Source organism: Poseidonocella sedimentorum, from assembly GCF_900116005.1.
Taxonomy (GTDB): Bacteria; Pseudomonadota; Alphaproteobacteria; order Rhodobacterales; family Rhodobacteraceae; genus Poseidonocella; species Poseidonocella sedimentorum.
The window spans coordinates 14,357-28,649 of record NZ_FOYI01000014.1 but is presented as its reverse complement, the minus strand read 5'-3'; the positions used below and the strand labels follow the sequence as shown (position 1 = coordinate 28,649).

17 protein-coding genes and 1 tRNA gene are annotated in these 14,293 nt (G+C 66.8%); 14 read left to right on the top strand and 4 right to left on the bottom strand.

Annotation, left to right across the window (positions count from 1 at the left end; translation table 11 throughout):
* The first annotated feature begins 42 nt into the window (after nucleotides 1-42).
* The 6 genes from BM353_RS14915 (at nucleotide 43) to BM353_RS14890 (ending at nucleotide 6,575) form a co-directional block, all read left to right on the top strand.
* Nucleotides 43-1,587, top strand: a complete 1,545-nt coding sequence (locus BM353_RS14915) for a sugar ABC transporter ATP-binding protein (protein WP_092082267.1) — start codon at nucleotides 43-45, stop codon at nucleotides 1,585-1,587.
* Nucleotides 1,584-2,582 carry an ABC transporter permease gene (locus BM353_RS14910; protein WP_092082265.1) on the top strand — a complete coding sequence of 333 codons (999 nt, stop codon included), beginning with the start codon at nucleotides 1,584-1,586 and terminating at the stop codon, nucleotides 2,580-2,582. The genes BM353_RS14915 and BM353_RS14910 overlap by 4 nt, the downstream gene beginning before the upstream one ends.
* Nucleotides 2,579-3,565 (top strand): ABC transporter permease, encoded by a 987-nt coding sequence (locus tag BM353_RS14905; protein ID WP_092082263.1) that lies wholly within the window; start codon nucleotides 2,579-2,581, stop codon nucleotides 3,563-3,565. Before BM353_RS14910 ends, BM353_RS14905 begins: the two co-directional genes overlap by 4 nt.
* On the top strand, nucleotides 3,565-3,879 hold the full coding sequence (gene rhaM, locus BM353_RS14900; RefSeq protein WP_092082343.1) for an L-rhamnose mutarotase: 315 nt from the start codon (nucleotides 3,565-3,567) through the stop codon (nucleotides 3,877-3,879). Before BM353_RS14905 ends, rhaM begins: the two co-directional genes overlap by 1 nt.
* Nucleotides 3,876-5,264 (top strand): FGGY-family carbohydrate kinase, encoded by a 1,389-nt coding sequence (locus tag BM353_RS14895; RefSeq protein ID WP_092082261.1) that lies wholly within the window; start codon nucleotides 3,876-3,878, stop codon nucleotides 5,262-5,264. Before rhaM ends, BM353_RS14895 begins: the two co-directional genes overlap by 4 nt.
* Before the next feature lie 114 nt (nucleotides 5,265-5,378).
* A complete protein-coding gene (locus BM353_RS14890; RefSeq protein WP_092082259.1) occupies nucleotides 5,379-6,575 on the top strand; it encodes a LysR family transcriptional regulator in 1,197 nt (398 codons plus the stop codon).
* Between the two features lie 7 nt (nucleotides 6,576-6,582).
* Here BM353_RS14890 and BM353_RS14885 read toward each other — a convergent pair whose 3' ends face one another.
* Complete coding sequence (locus tag BM353_RS14885; RefSeq protein WP_092082257.1) at nucleotides 6,583-7,473, bottom strand: GNAT family N-acetyltransferase; 891 nt, start codon at nucleotides 7,471-7,473, stop codon at nucleotides 6,583-6,585.
* Between the two features lie 118 nt (nucleotides 7,474-7,591).
* Between BM353_RS14885 and BM353_RS14880 the strand changes: the two genes are divergently transcribed.
* The 7 genes from BM353_RS14880 to BM353_RS14855 all read left to right on the top strand — a co-directional run bounded on the left by BM353_RS14880 (nucleotide 7,592) and on the right by BM353_RS14855 (nucleotide 12,127).
* On the top strand, nucleotides 7,592-8,194 hold the full coding sequence (locus tag BM353_RS14880) for a nicotinate-nucleotide adenylyltransferase (RefSeq protein WP_092082255.1): 603 nt from the start codon (nucleotides 7,592-7,594) through the stop codon (nucleotides 8,192-8,194).
* A gap of 61 nt (nucleotides 8,195-8,255) precedes the next feature.
* On the top strand, nucleotides 8,256-9,746 hold the full coding sequence (gene dacB / locus BM353_RS14875) for a D-alanyl-D-alanine carboxypeptidase/D-alanyl-D-alanine endopeptidase (RefSeq protein WP_092082253.1): 1,491 nt from the start codon (nucleotides 8,256-8,258) through the stop codon (nucleotides 9,744-9,746).
* Nucleotides 9,747-9,902: 156 nt separating this feature from the next.
* The gene (rpmB, locus tag BM353_RS14870) at nucleotides 9,903-10,190 is read left to right on the top strand and encodes a 50S ribosomal protein L28 (RefSeq protein ID WP_092082341.1); all 288 of its coding nucleotides are present in this window, start codon (nucleotides 9,903-9,905) and stop codon (nucleotides 10,188-10,190) included.
* A gap of 23 nt (nucleotides 10,191-10,213) precedes the next feature.
* A complete protein-coding gene (locus BM353_RS16695; protein WP_143104180.1) occupies nucleotides 10,214-10,654 on the top strand; it encodes a hypothetical protein in 441 nt (146 codons plus the stop codon).
* Between the two features lie 18 nt (nucleotides 10,655-10,672).
* Complete coding sequence (locus BM353_RS14865; RefSeq protein WP_092082251.1) at nucleotides 10,673-11,152, top strand: copper chaperone PCu(A)C; 480 nt, start codon at nucleotides 10,673-10,675, stop codon at nucleotides 11,150-11,152.
* A 326-nt stretch (nucleotides 11,153-11,478) separates the two neighbouring features.
* Complete coding sequence (locus tag BM353_RS14860; protein ID WP_092082339.1) at nucleotides 11,479-11,928, top strand: low molecular weight protein-tyrosine-phosphatase; 450 nt, start codon at nucleotides 11,479-11,481, stop codon at nucleotides 11,926-11,928.
* A gap of 124 nt (nucleotides 11,929-12,052) precedes the next feature.
* Nucleotides 12,053-12,127: transfer RNA gene (locus BM353_RS14855), tRNA-Phe, on the top strand.
* A 31-nt stretch (nucleotides 12,128-12,158) separates the two neighbouring features.
* On the opposite strand, the gene BM353_RS14850 is transcribed toward BM353_RS14855, so the two are convergent.
* Genes BM353_RS14850 through BM353_RS14840 form a run of 3 tightly spaced genes read right to left on the bottom strand, consistent with a single transcriptional unit; the run spans nucleotide 12,159 to nucleotide 13,731 of the window.
* A complete protein-coding gene (locus tag BM353_RS14850) occupies nucleotides 12,159-13,271 on the bottom strand; it encodes a tyrosine-type recombinase/integrase (protein WP_092082249.1) in 1,113 nt (370 codons plus the stop codon).
* Complete coding sequence (locus BM353_RS14845; RefSeq protein ID WP_092082247.1) at nucleotides 13,271-13,507, bottom strand: hypothetical protein; 237 nt, start codon at nucleotides 13,505-13,507, stop codon at nucleotides 13,271-13,273. The genes BM353_RS14850 and BM353_RS14845 overlap by 1 nt, the downstream gene beginning before the upstream one ends.
* Before the next feature lie 17 nt (nucleotides 13,508-13,524).
* A complete protein-coding gene (locus BM353_RS14840; protein WP_092082245.1) occupies nucleotides 13,525-13,731 on the bottom strand; it encodes a hypothetical protein in 207 nt (68 codons plus the stop codon).
* A 138-nt stretch (nucleotides 13,732-13,869) separates the two neighbouring features.
* Here BM353_RS14840 and BM353_RS14835 point away from each other — a divergent pair, with 138 nt between their 5' ends.
* Nucleotides 13,870-14,292 carry a helix-turn-helix domain-containing protein gene (locus tag BM353_RS14835; protein ID WP_014881196.1) on the top strand — a complete coding sequence of 141 codons (423 nt, stop codon included), beginning with the start codon at nucleotides 13,870-13,872 and terminating at the stop codon, nucleotides 14,290-14,292.
* Nucleotide 14,293: the final 1 nt, after the last annotated feature.

Below are 14,293 nucleotides of genomic sequence, written 5' to 3'. Positions count from 1 at the left end.
CCCCGCTCGCGCCCCCGCGCGCGCCCAAGGATGGAGGACCGGATGCAGCCCAGCATCGCGTCCCGAGACTATGCACCCCAAACCGCCGACGTGCCCGTTCTGGCGCTGAGCGGGATCACCAAGAGCTTCCCCGGCGTCAAGGCGCTCGACGGGGTCTCACTGGAGCTTTTCCCCGGCCAGGTGACGGCGCTCATCGGCGAGAACGGCGCGGGCAAGTCCACCATCGTCAAGACCCTCACCGGCATCTACCAGCCCGACGCGGGCGAGATCCGCGTCGCCGGCAAGCCCGTCCGCTTTGCCAGCGCGCAGGATGCCGCGCGCGCCGGGATCACCGCGATCCACCAGGAGACCGTCCTCTTCGATGAGTTGACGGTCGCGGAAAACATCTTCATCGGCCATGCCCCGCGCGGCCGTTTCGGCATGATCGACTGGGCCGAGATGCGCCGCCGCGCGCGCGACATCCTCGCCCGGATCGACGCCGAATTGGACCCGGACACGCCGCTGCGCGATCTCGGGATCGCCTCCAAACACCTCGTCGCCATCGCCCGCGCGCTCTCCGTCGATGCGCGCGTCGTCGTGATGGACGAACCGACCGCCGCGCTCTCGCACAAGGAAATCGAAGAGCTCTACGAGCTCGTGGACCGGCTCAAGTCCGAGGGCCGCGCGATTCTCTTCATCAGCCACAAGTTCGACGAGATCTTCCGCATCGCCGACCGCTACACCGTCTTCCGCGACGGGGCGCATGTGGGCTCGGGCCTCATGGCCGATGTGGATGAGGCGGATCTCGTGCGGATGATGGTCGGGCGCGACGTGGACCAGATTTTCCCCGACCGGGTGAAATCCCCCGGCGAGGAGGTCCTGAAAGTGGTGGGCTACGCCCATCCCACCGAGTTCGACGACATCGGCTTTTCCCTCCGGCGCGGCGAGATCCTCGGGGTCTATGGCCTTGTCGGCGCGGGGCGCTCCGAGGTCATGCAGGCGCTCTTCGGCATCACCAGGCCGTCCAAGGGCGCGGTCAAGATCGACGGCGCGATCAAGGTGATCCGCTCGCCCGCCGACGCGGTCGCCAACGGGATCGTCTATGTGCCCGAGGATCGCGGCAAGCAGGGCGCGGTGATCGGCATGCCGATCTTCCAGAACGTGACCCTGCCCTCGCTGTCCCAGACCTCGCACCGCGGTTTCCTGCGGCTGGCCGAGGAATTCGCCCTCGCCCGGCGCTACACCGAACGGCTGGACCTGCGCGCCGCCGCGCTCGATCAGGACGTGGGCAACCTCTCGGGCGGCAACCAGCAGAAGGTCGTGATCGCCAAATGGCTCGCGACCCAGCCCAAGGTGATCATCCTCGACGAGCCGACCAAGGGCATCGATATCGGCTCCAAGGCCGCGGTCCATGCCTTCATGGCCGAGCTCGCCGCCGAAGGGCTCGCGGTGATCATGGTGAGCTCTGAAATCCCCGAAGTGCTCGGCATGTCCGACCGCGTGATCGTCATGCGCGAAGGGCTCATCGCCGCCGAGCTGGAGGGCGACGCGCTCACGCCCGAAACCCTTGTCCGCCATGCTGCCGGGATCGGAGAAGACCGCCCATGAAACGCCTCCTGACATCGCGCGAAACCATGCTGAGCGGGGCGATCCTGCTGCTTCTGGCGCTGACCGCGAGCCGCTTTCCCGGCTTCATCGCGCCCGCCAACCTCGTCGCGGTCTTTACCGACACCTCCCCGCTGCTGATCCTCGCGCTCGGCCAGACGGTGGTGATCCTCACCCGCTGCATTGACCTCTCGGTCGCCGCCAACCTCGCGCTGAGCGGCATGGTCTGCGCCATGCTCAACGCGGCGATGCCGGGCATACCGGTGGCCCTGATCCTCGCGCTGGCGGTGCTTCTCGGCGCGGTGATGGGGGCCATCAACGGCGCGCTCGTGTGGAAACTCGCCATCCCGCCCATCGTGGTCACGCTCGGCACCATGACGATCTATCGCGGCATCATCTTCCTGATTTCCGACGGCGCCTGGGTCAACGCCCATGAGATGAGCGCGGCCTTCACCGGCCTGCCCCGCGCGCGGATCCTCGGCCTGCCCGTGCTGGCCTGGTTCGGGATCGCCTCGGCGCTGCTCATCTGGCTCATGGTCACGCGCACACCGCTCGGCCGGGCCTTCTACGCCGTCGGCGGCAACCCCCACGCGGCCGTCTACACCGGGATCGATGTCGGCCGGACCCAGTTCTGGGCCTTCACCATCTCCGGCGCGCTCGCCGGGCTCGCGGGCTACCTGTGGGTCGCGCGTTATTCGGTCGCCTATGTCGATATCGCGGGCGGATTCGAGCTTGAGGTGGTGGCCGCCTGCGTCATCGGCGGCATCTCCATCGCCGGCGGCGCCGGGACGATCCTCGGCACCATCCTCGGCGCGTTGTTCCTCGGCATCATCAAGAATGCCCTGCCGGTGGTCGATGTCTCGCCCTTCTGGCAAATGGCGATCTCTGGCGCCGCGATCATCATCGCCGTGACGCTCAACACCCGCAGCGCGCGCGCCAAAGGCCGGATCATCCTGCGACGCGCCCAGGCCGCCCAGACCGAAGGAGCCCCCGCATGAGCGACATGACCGCCCGCCATCTGCCCGACCGGCTCCAGAGCCCCGCCGCGCGGCTGCTCCAGAGCTGGGAGCTGCTGCTGCTCGGCCTCGCGATCGCGATCTTCATCGCCAATTCGCTCGCCTCCCCCTATTTCCTCAACGCCTGGAACCTCAGCGACGCGACGTTCAACTTCACCGAAAAGGCCATGATCGCCTTCGCCATGGCGCTTCTGATCATCGCGGGCGAGATCGACCTCTCCGTCGCGGCGATCATCGCGCTGGTCTCCACCGCCATGGGCGCGGCGGCCGCGGCCGGGGCCGGAACCCCGCTGCTCGTCCTCATCGGCCTCGGCACCGGGCTCGCTTGCGGCGCGTTCAACGGGCTGCTGGTCACGCGGCTCGGCCTGCCGTCGATCGTGGTGACAATCGGCACGATGAGCCTCTTTCGCGGCGTCAGCTTCATCATCCTCGGCGACGGCGCCTACCGCAGCTACCCCCCCGAGTTCGCCTATTTCGGACAGGGCTACGTCGGCTGGGTGATTTCGTTCGAATTCGTGCTCTTCGGTCTCTGCGCGCTCGCCTACTACGTGCTGCTGCACCGGACCAACTTCGGCCGCTCGGTCTTCGCCATCGGCAACAACGCCACCGCGGCGCAATTCTCGGGCATCCGGGTGGGCCGCGTGAAATTCATGCTCTTTCTGCTGACCGGGCTCATGTCCGGCGTTGCCGCCATTTGCCTCACCTCCCGGCTCGGCAGCACACGCCCCTCCATCGCCTCGGGCTGGGAGCTCGAAGTCGTGACCATGGTCGTGCTCGGCGGCGTGTCGATCCTCGGGGGCTCGGGCTCGATCCCCGGCGTTGTGATCGCCGCCTTCGTCATGGGGCTGGTGACGTTCGGGCTGGGGCTGCTGAACGTGCCCGGCATCGTCATGTCGATCTTCATCGGCCTGATGCTCATCTCGGTCATCGCCGTGCCGCGCCTCTGGCGGATGTGGAGGGGCTGATGGAAAAACACGCCTTCACCATGCGGCTTCACCCCGGCCAGGCCGAGGAATACACGCGCCGCCACGATGCGATCTGGCCCGAGCTCGTGACCCTGCTCAAGGAGGCCGGCGTCTCGGACTACTCGATCCACCTCGACGAGCAGAGCAACACCCTCTTCGGCGTGCTCTGGCGCAGCGACGATCACGGGATGGACGCGCTTCCGGGGGCAGAGATCATGCAGCGCTGGTGGGCCCATATGGCCGACATCATGGAAACCCATCCCGACAACGAGCCCGTCGCGACTCCCCTGCGGCTGGTGTTTCACATGCCATGAGCGCGCCGCCGCCCCACGTCGCCGTGATCGACATCGGCAAGACCAATGCCAAGCTGGCGCTGGTCGACACCGCGTCGATGACGGAGGTCGAGGTCCTCACCCGGCCCAATACGGTCCGCCCCGGACCGCCCTATCCGCATTTCGATACCGAGGCGCTCTGGAGCTTTTTCCTTGACGGTCTCGCGGCACTGCATGCCCGCCACCGGATCGACCGGATCAGCGTGACGACCCACGGCGCCTGTTTGGTCCTGCTCGATGCGCGCGGCGAGATCGCCTGCCCGGTGCTCGACTACGAGCATGACGGCCCCGTTGCGCTCGCCGCCGCCTATGACGCGATCCGCCCGCCCTTTGACGAGACCGGCGCGCCGCGCCTGCCCGGTGGCCTCAACGCGGGGGCGCAACTCCACTGGCTCACCGAGACGCAACCGGGCCTGCGGGAGCGTGTGGCCCAGGTGGTGAGCTACCCGCAATACTGGTCCGGCCGACTGACCGGCCGCTTCACCACCGAACCGACCTCGCTCGGCTGTCATACGGACCTGTGGCGCCCCGACGAGATGCGCTTCTCCGACCTGCCCGCGCGCCTTGGCCTGACCATGGCGCCGCTCGCCGCCGCCTCCGATGTGGCGGGCACGCTCCTGCCCGCACTCGCCGAGGCCACCGGCCTGCCCGCGCAGACGCCCGTCCACTCCGGCATCCACGACAGCAACGCCTCGCTCCTGCCGCATCTGCGCCAGCGCGAGGGCGCGTTTTCGGTGATCTCGACTGGGACATGGGTCATCGCCATGGCGATCAACGGCGCCCGCCGCGCGCTGGATCCGGCCCGCGATACGCTGGTCAACGTCAACGCCCTCGGCCAGCCGACCCCCTCCGCGCGTTTCATGGGCGGGCGAGAATTTGACCGCCTGTCGCCGCAGACCGCGGCGCCGGACGACGCGGCCGTCGCGCGCGTTCTGCGCGAGGGCTTGCTGCTGCTTCCCGCCGTCGAACCCGGATCGGGCCCCTATCCGCAGCGGGCCGGCGGCTGGAGCGATCCGGAGATGACACCGGCGGAGAAAGGCGCCGCGCTGGCCTTCTACCTCGCGATGATGACCGCCGAGTGCCTCTCGTTGATCGGCGCGGCCGGGCCCTCCATCGTGGAGGGGCCCTTTGCGCGCAATCCGCTCTACCTCGCGATGCTGCGGGCCGCCACGGGCCGCGCGGTCGAGACCTCGGCCACGCGCACCGGGACAAGCCTCGGCGCCGCCCTCCTCGCCGCGCCAGATGCCGCCCTGCCCGCCGTACCCTCCCGCCCCAGCACGGACACGGCGCCCGATGCGGCCCTCATGCGGGCCTATGCCGCGCACTGGCGCGCCGCCGTGGCCGGGCCGCAATCCGTGGACGCTTGAGGCTCCAGGTGGGTCTCGATGCACCCCGATTGCGCGGAACTGTAAAATAAGTTTTAGCTATAGCCGAAGCTCCGCCGCCGGGCGGAAAACCACCATGCGCGAGGCGACCCCCCGATGAAACTGGCGCGCAATATCCGGCATTTCCGCGTCGTTCTCGCAGTCGCGGAGAGCGGCTCGCTGACCCGAGCCGCCGCGCTGTGCAACATCTCGCAACCGGCGGTGAGTCAGGCGCTCCATAATCTCGAAGGGCAGTCCGGCGGCGATCTCTTCGCCCGGACCCGGCGCGGCGTGTTTCCAACCGAACGCGGCGAGCTTCTCTGCCACCGGCTGCGCCGGGCCCTTGCCCACCTCGATCCCGGCCTCGACGCGGTCTCGCCCCGGCTCAAACCCACGTTGACCCACGCCCAGCTACAGGCGCTCGCCGCCGTCGTGGAGGCCGAGAACTTCTCGCTTGCCGCCAAACGGCTCAACCTCGCCCAACCAACCGTCCACCGCGCGGTCGCGCAGGTGGAGCGCGCCGCGGGCCGCGAGTTGTTCCTGCGCGCGGCCCACGGGCTCGTGCCCACACCGCAAGCCCGGACGCTCGCGCGCGCGTTGCGACTCTTCGGCTCCGAGCTGGAACAGGCCGAGGCCGAGCTTTCCACCTTCGACGGGCGTGAGGCCGGGCGGATCGCCATCGGCGCGCTGCCGCTTTCGCGTTCTGTCCTGCTGCCGCAGGCGCTCACCGAGCTGCGCAAGAGCCACCCGCGCCTGCCGATCGAGATCAACGACGGCCCCTACGAAGATCTCCTCCCCGGTCTGTTACGTGGCGATCTGGACTTCATCGTCGGCGCGCTGCGCGTGCCCGCCCCGATCGCCGAGGTGGTGCAGGAGCCGCTCTTCACCGATGCCCTCGCCTTCGTCGCGCGGCCCAATCATCCGCTCGTCGGCCGCCCGCTGCGGCTGGACGCGCTCACCGGCTGCCAATGGGTCGTGCCGCGCCCCGGAAGCCCGTCGCGCGGCCAGTTCGACGCCTATTTCGCCAGCCGCGCCATCGCCCCGCCCGAGAGCCTGATCGAGTGCGGCTCGATCCTGTTCATGCGCGAGTTGCTCCATGCGGGAGAGTTCATCGGCTGCATTTCCGAGACACAAGCCGAGGCGGAGATCGCCAAGGGGATGCTCGCGCGGCTCGATGTCGCGGGGGACTGGCCCGGCCGGGCCATCGGGCTCACGGTGCGTAAAGATTGGGAGCCAACCCCGGAGCAGGCGCTGTTGCTCGATCTGCTGCGCAATGCCGCCGAGGCGCGCGCGCGGGGCACCTCGGCGCCATGACGCCCGCTCACGCCCCCGGTGCGGCCACCGCTTTTTCAAAGAAATGCGTCGGGTAGGGATCGTCATTGTAGCGCGGAATCTCATGCCAGCCGGAGTTGCGGTAAAACGCCTGCGCTTCGGTCAGAGCCGCGTTGGTGTCGAGCCGCAAAGTGGTGATCCCGAGCTTCTGCGCAGCCGCTTCGGCCCGCGTCATGAGCTTGCGCGCAAGGCCAAGCCCCCGGGCGGACGGCGCGACCCAGAGCCGCTTGATCTCGGCATAGCCCAGATCCGTCCCCTTCAGCCCGACGCAGCCGAGCGGCATTCCGTCCGAGAGCGCGACGAAAAACGCCCCGCGCGGCGCGGTCATGCTTGCGGCCTCCGGATCGCAGGAAAGCGAGACATCGAACCCGCCGTCGAACCGCGCCGCGAGTTCGGCGTAATAGGCCTCAAGGCAGTGAATCGCGGCCTCCGCGCGCGGGTCCGTCTCCGCGATCTCGATCTCTTCCCGGCCCAGCGTCGTCGCGATAAGATCCATGGCGGTGAGCAGCGCGGAGGTATTCGGGTGCGCCGCCAGCAAATCCGTCGCGCGCGTGTCCGACAGGGTCTCATAGGCCTCGAACTCCGCCTGCCCCGCCGGGGTGAGCCGCGCGCGGCGGCGGCGGCCATCCGCGTCATCCCGCGCCAGAGTGATCAGCACCTCGCCCTCAAGCCCGCGCAAAAGCCGGCTGAGCAACCCGCTGTCGAGCCCCAGATTGGCGCGCAAGGCCCCCACCTCGTCGATGCCCTGACCGATGGCATTGAGCACACGCGCGGCGCCCAGCGGGCGGCCACGGCCGAGGAAGGAGTGATCGAGCGCGCCCACCTCGCGCGTCACCGCGCGATTGAACCTGCGAATGCGGGAAATATCGGAAATCGTCATTTGCCTGACTTTAGTCAGCTATAAATCCGCGGTCAATATCTTGCCCCCCGACGGCTTGCCAAGCGGGCCGGGGGCGGGGCATGGATAACTGTCTGAAAAAGCGAGTTGGAGAGCGCCGATGCGTGCGACCCTGCCACGCGGCGCGAGGCCGCGCAGCATCGGGCTGCTGGGCGGCAGCTTCGATCCCGCCCACGCGGGCCACGTGCATATCACGCGCGAGGCGCTCAAGCGATTCGGGCTCGATGAGGTCTGGTGGCTCGTCTCGCCGGGCAACCCGCTCAAATCGCACGGCCCAGCCCCGCTCGCCCGCCGCATGGAACAGGCACGCAAGCTCATGGACCACCCCCGCGTCCGCATCAGCGATTTCGAAGCCCATGCCGGGACGCGTTTCACCGCCGAGACCCTCGCCGCGCTCACCAGGCACCATCGCGGACACCGGTTCGTGTGGTTGATGGGCGCGGACAATCTTGCGCAGTTTCACCGCTGGCAGGACTGGCAGGACATCCTCGGGCGCGTGCCCGTCGGCGTTTTCGCCCGCCCCGGCGATCGGATCGCGGCGCGCACCGCCCCCGCCGCCCGGATCTACCGGCGCTACATGCTCAAACCGGCCGAGGCGCATCTTCTGCCCTTCGCCGCCGCGCCGGCCTGGTGCTTTCTCAACGTGCCTATGCGCGATGAGAGCTCGACCGCGATCCGCTCTCGCGGGGACTGGGCGCGGTAACATAGTTTTGCCCGTGATCGCGCTTGTCCCCCGAGGGGCCATGCGATTAACTCCGCCCGAGATGACAACCCCGACCCTCTCCCGACGCGCGCTCCTCGGCGGCATGGCGGCTCTGGCCGCGCCCACCGCGGTGTTTGGCGGCGCGCCCGCCCGCTCGCTCTTTCCCCAGGCCCGGCCCGCGGGCCTGATCAAACGCGCGCTGCCCACCACCGCCGATCTGATCGCCAAGGCGCGGCTTGATGGCCCGGTGGCGCTGGCGCTGGTCAACGCGGCGGACGGCCGGGTCATGGAAGCGCGGGGCGCGGATGTCGCCCTGCCGCCAGCCTCCGTGCTCAAGGTCGTGACCGCACTCTATGCGCTGGAGGCGCTCGGCCCTGCGTTCCGCTTCGAAACGCGCGTTCTGGGCACTGGCCCCGTTGTGGACGGGCGGCTCGAGGGCGATCTGATCCTCGCCGGTGGGGGCGATCCCACCTTCGACACCGATGCCGCGGCCGAACTCGCGGCGGCGCTCAAGGAGGCCGGGCTGCGCGAGATCACGGGGCGGTTCCTCCTGTGGGAGGGCGCGCTGCCCTATCAGCCCTCGATCGACGCCGCGCAATTGCCGCATCTGGGCTATAATCCGGCGATCTCGGGGCTCAACCTGAACTACAACCGGGTGCATTTCGAATGGCGCCGCCAGGGCGGGGACTATGACATCACGATGGACGCCCGCTCGGCGCGCTACCGGCCCGATGTGACCGTGGCGCGGATGCGCGTCGCCGACCGCGCCGGGCCGGTCTATACCTATGCCGACGCGGGCGGGCATGATGACTGGAGCGTCGCGCGCGGCGCGCTTGGGGGCGGCGGGGCCCGCTGGCTTCCGGTCCGCAAACCCGCGCTCTACGCCGGCGAGGTCTTCAGCGCCTTTGCCCGCGCTCACGGGATCGTCCTGCCCGCCGCCGAGCTCATGACCGACGCGCCCACCGGCGAGACCATCGCCCGCCACAGCTCCGCCCCGCTGCGCGAGATTCTGTTCGGAATGCTGAAGTATTCCACCAACCTGACCGCTGAAGCCGTGGGGCTCATGGCGAGCGCCGCGCGAAGTGGCCGCCGCCCGGGCGGCACCCTGACATCGGCCGCGGAAATGGCGCTCTGGGCCCGCGAAAGTCTCGGGCTCGACGGCGCGGCCTTCGTAGATCACAGCGGGCTGGGCGACCGATCCCGCCTGCAGGCCGCCCCCTTCGCCCGGATGCTCGCCCGGCCCGAAATCCGCGCCGCTCTGGACGGGCTGCTCAAGCCCTTCGATCTGCGCGACGCCGCAGAGATCGGCCCGCCGATGCAGGTCCGCGCCAAGACCGGGACGCTCGATTTCGTCAACGGGCTGGGCGGCTATCTGACCGCGCCCGACGGCACGTTGATGAGCTTTGCCGTCTTCAGCGCCAATCCTGAGGCCCGCGCCGCCGCGAAAGCGCGCGGCGATGAAGTGCCCCCCGGCGCGCGCGGCTGGAGCGGGCGGGCTCGGGGGCTGCAACGCGCGCTCCTCGCCCGTTGGGGGGTGCTCCATGGCGTCTGAACGGGGCGCCTCTCTCCTACCGCGCGGAAACCCGCTTGACGGGGCCGGCGATTCTGCGTATCCCCCGCGGACGGATTTCGGGGCGCTGCCGTTGGCGGTGCCCGTTTGGTTTTGAAGGGGCCCACGCGGCCCGACGAGACACATGAGGAACATGAGATGTCGCGCCGCTGCGAACTGACCGGTAAGGGCCCTATGACGGGCAACAACGTGAGCCACGCGAATAACAAGACGAAGCGTCGGTTCTTGCCCAACCTGAACGATGTAACGCTTCAGTCCGAGACGCTCGGCCGTGGCGTGAAGCTTCGGATTTCCGCAGCTGCTCTGCGCAGCGTGGATCACCGGGGCGGGCTTGATGCTTATCTCGCCAAGGCGAAGGATGCGGAACTGTCCGCAAACGCGCTGAAGGTCAAGAAAGAGATCCAGAAGGCCCAGGCGTCCGCCTGAGCCGCTCAGTGCGACTGAGTTGGATGGAAATCAGACGCCCCACCGCCCCGCGCGGTCGGGGCGTTTTTTCGCGTCTGGAAGATAGGCGCGCCCGAGGCGCACGAGTCTGGAACGCGCCCATCGCCCTGCTCCTTGCGCTGCTTCTGTCGCTCACGAGCCATCACTATGCGACCGCTCGCACAACGCCGGGCCCGGTGGGGACGATCGTGCTCTGCACCGGCTCCGGCACTGTTACCGTTCCAGTGGATGCCGACGGCCAGCCCACCGCCCCGCGCCACCTTTGCCCCGATTGCGCGCTGGTCTATGTCGGCCAGATCGCACCACCGCTCGACATTCCGGCGCACACCCCGGCGGCGCGCAAGCTAGTTGTTCAGCCCGGGCCCGCCTACCGTCTCTCTGCGCGCCCGGCCGCCGCCAAGGCCCGCGCCCCGCCCCTTTCTGCCCGGATCACACAAATTTCCTGATCTTCAGAAAGAGACAACATGACACGCACCACCCTCGCCTCCCTCGCGGTCGCCGCGCTCTGCGCCACGCCGCTCGCCGCCGATATCATGGTGACCGATGCCTACGTCCGCAGCGCGATGAGCACTGCCAAATCGGCCGCGGCCTTCATGATCATCCACAATACCGCCGAAGCGCCAGACCGCCTGATCGCCGTGGAATCCGACATCGCCGCCCGCGTCGAGCTGCACACGCATATCTCGTCTGGCGACGGCGTGATGCAGATGCGCGAAGACGAGGACGGCTTTGACATCCCCGCCGATGGCATCCACGCGCTCGAACGCGGCGCCGATCACGTCATGTTCATGGGGCTGTCCAGCCCGATGGAAGACGGGGCGAGCGTCCCGGTCCGGCTTATCTTCGAGAAGGCCGGCGTGATCGACCTGGACCTGCCGGTGCGCATCGGCAACAGCCATGATGCCATGGACGGCGGCGACCACGGCGCGCACAAAAACCACTGAGCCACCGCTCCGCACGCGGGGGACCATGCCTCCCCCGCGTCACACCAACTCCGCCGCGATCTCGGCGCCCCAATCCGGCCCGTCTCGGTCGCAGGCCCGGCATCGCCCCATCGAAAAGCCTGCGCGCCGGGCCGCTCTCAAGGGTCAACGCCACGGTCTCGGCCCCAAAGGCCCGCGCCTCCCCCACAAATCCCGCCGCCGGATAGACCTGCCCCACTGCCCACGGCAGAACCACGACCCGCTTCCCACGCCTCGCCCATGCCGACGCGATGAGCTTGCCCTCCGCCACGCGATCGCGCAACTTGCACGCCGGAAAGGTGGAAACCATGCGTCTTCTCTTCGTCTGCCTCGGCAATATCTGCCGCTCGCCCGCTGCAGAAGCGGTGATGCGCGCCAAGGCGCCCGAGCTATTCATCGACAGCGCAGGCACCGGTTCCTGGCACATCGGCGAGATGCCTTACGGCCCGATGCAAGCCGCCGCCTCCCGCCGCGGCTATGACCTCAGCCCCCTGCGCGCACGGCAATTCCACACCGACGATTTCACGCGCTTCGACCTCATTCTCGCCATGGACCGCCAAAACCTCGATGATATCGAAACGCTCCGACCCGCAGGCGCGCCGTGCGACACCGCGCTCTTTACGAGCCCCCTTCAGGGCGCCCCAAGCGACGTCCCCGACCCCTATTTCACCCGCGATTTCGACGCCGCCCTGACCCTGATCGAAGCCGGAGCAACAGCTTGGATCAAGACTCTGCAAACACGCAAACTCAAGGGGTGATCACCCGCCTGCGCGTCCCTGCGAGTTTGCGAAAATATTCCCACTAAACCCCCACAAAATGCGCTGGACACGCCCCAAGGCCTCGCATAGAAACCACCCACCCGAACGCCAAGGCGTTCCCGTTGCCCGGGTAGCTCAGGGGTAGAGCAGTGGATTGAAAATCCTCGTGTCGGTGGTTCGATTCCGCCCCCGGGCACCACTTAACTCTCTGATATGATTGTAGTTTCTGCTCATGGCTGATCCTCGTTTCGGACAGGTTTGACGCTTTTCTGCGAAGGTTTGACACCTTCGGCCCGCCTTCGGTTCTCTTCTTCTAGTGTGGCCATGGTTTCGCGGTTCTTGTCGGCAAGGTTTGCAGAACGCGAATAGTGCCGCGCCATGGACGGTGTTTTCTGCCCCAGAAGGTCCGCGATACGGCGTTCATCCAGCCCCGCCTCGCGCAAAGTCGTGGCGACCGTGTGCCGCAAGCCCTTGAGGGTCAGGCCTTTTTCGATAAGGCCTTCATTCTCAAGGGCGGTTTTGAAGCGGTGCCAAACAGTCGAAAAGCCGTTGTATGTCCATGCCTCACCGCGCGAATTGGAAAGCACAGTCTCGGCGTCGTGGTTAGGCATGCGGTTAAGCGCGGCCTGAAGGGTCGGGCTGACCGGAATCGCAACCTCTTCGCCTGTCTTTCCGCGTACGCCCCAGATAGTGCCGCCGTCGACCTGATCATTCCGCAAACTTAGGGCGTCGGACGGGTCGAGGCCGGTGTTCATCATAAGGGCGAGGGCCACGCGCACATGGGGCTTTGCTTTGCCTAGAACAGTGTCTCGCTCCTCGATGGTCCAGGGGCGGTTGGCATAGGCGCGGTCGCGAGGGCGGCGCTTGGGGATCACTTCTTTGGCGAAGTTGGCGGAAATGAGCCCTTTCGGGATGTTGTAGCGAAAGACCTCGCTCAAAAGCGTGCGCACCATGTTTGCCCGCCGCCAGCCAATTTTCTTCGCGGCCTTGTCGTGGATGCCCGCGATCAAGGGGGTGTCGATCACATGGATCGGTGTGTCGCGGATCGGCTCAAGGAAGTCAGCGCATTTGCGGTAGTCGCGGCGCGTGGCTTCAGCCAGGTTCTGATAGTGCTCGGTTTCAAAGTAGGACTGGATCAACCCGCCCAAAGTTCCGGCTTTTGGTGCCTTCGCCCGCTGTGCCTCGGCAATGGCGCGGACCGTCTCGCATTCAGCGAAAAACTCGGCGGAACCAATCGGCGCATTGTTCAGGTCAACTTTGTGACCGGTCTCGCGGTGATAACATCGCTGCTTTCCGTGCCGGTCCTTGAAAATCTTGAACCCCTTGACCCGCACCTGTGTCATCAAAGGCGGTCCAGAATGGTGTCGCGGGTGTCGGTCACGGCCCCGGACTTCACATCATCGATCCAAAGATCGAGGTCACGACGATCCCAAAGACGTGCACCTCGTATCAACTCCACCGGGCGCACCGGGCAAGCCGCCTTGAAGTGCTTGACTGGCAACCCGGCATAGCTCGCGGCCTCTGACTGCTTGAACATGCGCTTATCTACCACGTTAATATTGAGATTGGTCGTTGCCATGGCCTGACATCCCCCGTTCAATTCGCCGCCGAGCCCTCGGCTCCACTGACCTTGGTCGCATTCTTCTGAAACCGCTCCCAGCCGCTCATCGTCAGCATCTTGGTCTTCGATGATATCTCCACGAACTCCAGTTTCCCGGTGTTCATGAGTGCGCGAATTTGCGCAGGGCTAAGCCCGACGATCTCGCTGAGCTGTTTGGGTGAAAGCAGGCGTTCCTGGGTCAATTTCGGCCTCCATCGCTGGATATGAATAGAATCGCTTGTTCTGCACCTTATGACATGCTCAGATGATTTAAAGGCAGGAAATACGTCATTTCGTGCAGTTTCGCTCGTTATGGCGATTTCGTCAATAGGAGACCTTGCATGCGGCAGGACGCAAAGTCAGTTTTCATTGCTATGGGCGCGCGCCTTGCTATCGCGCGTAACGAAGTCGGCTTGACGCAAACAGCAATGGCGGAGGCGATTGGCGTCTCACATCGCGCCTATCACAGCTACGAAAAGGGCCAACGGGGTCTTCCTGTGGAGGCGCTTGTCGCGATGTCAGACCGGTTTGAAGTAGATGCTGCGTGGATACTGCTCGGAACGCAGACAGTCCGTGCATCTCATGACTTTGAAGCCTTGAAACAGATTGAGACCTCGCTCGATCAGCACCTCAACGAAGAAAACATAAAGATCAAAAGTGAGAAGCGCGGGGCCATCGTCGCGCGCTGGTATCAGTCACATCTCGAGGGGCGGGAAGTCAGAGATGATGACGTTCACACTTGGATCGAACTGGTAAGGGATTAAG

Excerpts from the sequence above, each read along its gene's own strand:
- BM353_RS14915 (WP_092082267.1), top strand. The coding sequence starts at position 43 with ATGCAGCCCAGCATCGCGTCCCGAGACTATGCACCCCAAACCGCCGAC.
- BM353_RS14910 (WP_092082265.1), top strand. The coding sequence starts at position 1,584 with ATGAAACGCCTCCTGACATCGCGCGAAACCATGCTGAGCGGGGCGATC.
- BM353_RS14905 (WP_092082263.1), top strand. The coding sequence starts at position 2,579 with ATGAGCGACATGACCGCCCGCCATCTGCCCGACCGGCTCCAGAGCCCC.
- rhaM (WP_092082343.1), top strand. The coding sequence starts at position 3,565 with ATGGAAAAACACGCCTTCACCATGCGGCTTCACCCCGGCCAGGCCGAG.
- BM353_RS14895 (WP_092082261.1), top strand. The coding sequence starts at position 3,876 with ATGAGCGCGCCGCCGCCCCACGTCGCCGTGATCGACATCGGCAAGACC.
- BM353_RS14890 (WP_092082259.1), top strand. The coding sequence starts at position 5,379 with ATGAAACTGGCGCGCAATATCCGGCATTTCCGCGTCGTTCTCGCAGTC.
- BM353_RS14885 (WP_092082257.1), bottom strand. The coding sequence starts at position 7,473 with ATGACGATTTCCGATATTTCCCGCATTCGCAGGTTCAATCGCGCGGTG.
- BM353_RS14880 (WP_092082255.1), top strand. The coding sequence starts at position 7,592 with ATGCGTGCGACCCTGCCACGCGGCGCGAGGCCGCGCAGCATCGGGCTG.
- dacB (WP_092082253.1), top strand. The coding sequence starts at position 8,256 with ATGACAACCCCGACCCTCTCCCGACGCGCGCTCCTCGGCGGCATGGCG.
- rpmB (WP_092082341.1), top strand. The coding sequence starts at position 9,903 with ATGTCGCGCCGCTGCGAACTGACCGGTAAGGGCCCTATGACGGGCAAC.
- BM353_RS16695 (WP_143104180.1), top strand. The coding sequence starts at position 10,214 with ATGGAAATCAGACGCCCCACCGCCCCGCGCGGTCGGGGCGTTTTTTCG.
- BM353_RS14865 (WP_092082251.1), top strand. The coding sequence starts at position 10,673 with ATGACACGCACCACCCTCGCCTCCCTCGCGGTCGCCGCGCTCTGCGCC.
- BM353_RS14860 (WP_092082339.1), top strand. The coding sequence starts at position 11,479 with ATGCGTCTTCTCTTCGTCTGCCTCGGCAATATCTGCCGCTCGCCCGCT.
- BM353_RS14850 (WP_092082249.1), bottom strand. The coding sequence starts at position 13,271 with ATGACACAGGTGCGGGTCAAGGGGTTCAAGATTTTCAAGGACCGGCAC.
- BM353_RS14845 (WP_092082247.1), bottom strand. The coding sequence starts at position 13,507 with ATGGCAACGACCAATCTCAATATTAACGTGGTAGATAAGCGCATGTTC.
- BM353_RS14835 (WP_014881196.1), top strand. The coding sequence starts at position 13,870 with ATGCGGCAGGACGCAAAGTCAGTTTTCATTGCTATGGGCGCGCGCCTT.